The organism is Microcystis sp. M53602_WE12 (assembly GCF_030065455.1).
Classification (GTDB): Bacteria; Cyanobacteriota; Cyanobacteriia; order Cyanobacteriales; family Microcystaceae; genus Microcystis; species Microcystis aeruginosa.
In genome coordinates this window covers 1-1,093 of sequence record NZ_JASJFB010000241.1, presented here as the reverse complement: position 1 = coordinate 1,093, position 1,093 = coordinate 1, and the positions used below count along the sequence as shown (strand labels likewise).

At 49.2% G+C, this 1,093-nt stretch carries 1 pseudogene; it reads right to left on the bottom strand.

What is annotated here, in order from left to right:
- Positions 1–912, bottom strand: a pseudogene (locus tag PX482_RS08785) (LPS export ABC transporter periplasmic protein LptC); the annotation flags it as partial.
- Between the last annotated feature and the right edge of the window lie 181 nt (positions 913–1,093).

Here is a 1,093-nt window from a genome sequence, read left to right as displayed (position 1 = left end):
TCCCCCGACGACAAATTGAAAACCCTCTCCCGTAGTGATTCTCTGCAAGGGTTGATTTAATGCCAAACGATCGGTTAGGGTTGCAAAAGAACTACCGGCCCCCACATCCGTGGGCAGCGTTTGCCCTAAATCCCTAGCGGTGCTGGGTTGAAAAATCTCCCCATTAGCATTAAATACCACACCGCTATCCTGGACGAAATAATATTCAAAGCGATCGCCGCGCAGGATTTGATCTCCCCGGGTTAGGATCACCTGGCCCTCCGCTACCGCTAACTTTTCGGGAAGATTAATCTGTAAGCGATCGGCCGTTAGTACACTTTCGGCAAAACGCAGGGTGACATTACCTCTAGCGGTGATAATCTGCCGATTTTGGTCAAATTCCTGCTCATCGGCCACTAATTCCATGGGTCTTTCCCCTTCTGGATTAGCGGTCTGAGCTAGGCTGTTATTGAGGGAAATCAAGTATTCTTGGCTGGTTTTTTCGCCTTTTTTCCTCACTAATAGCCGAGTTGAGCCATTTTTCTGGTTAAGAGCTTTTTGATTTAATCCTGAAACTATCTCGGTTTCGGGATTAATGGTGACACCAACGGCTGCGGGGGGTGGAGAATTCTGAACAGAAAGGGGTGTTCCTAAAGTTGCCGCATCACCCGCACTGCTAGGTAAAGGTTCCAAGGGAATACCCTCATCGGGAACCAAGGGTTTTACCTCGACGGTTTCCGGGGGTGGAGTGACGGTGAGGGGAATAGAAACGCTCTCTGCTGAAGGCTTTTTTGCTTCTAGAGGTGCTGGGGTGACAGGGAGGGAAACTACAGACGTGGGACTATTTTCCGAAACTTGGCGCTCCTCCGTTTCCGGTTCAGCTACAGTATTAATCAGGGCAGGTGGTTCAACAGCTAAGAGAAAAAAAGACATGACTGCACGAGTCGGCGATCAAAATAGAGGACGAGCGAACCTCATTGACATCCTCGCCGCACTTTTAGGGCGGCGATTCCTAAACCTCACGATTTAAGTTTCTGCTTCCACCACCGTCGCATACCACAGTTAAAAAACCATGTACTGTCTTACACAGAGTCCACAGACTTTCGCCCCATTT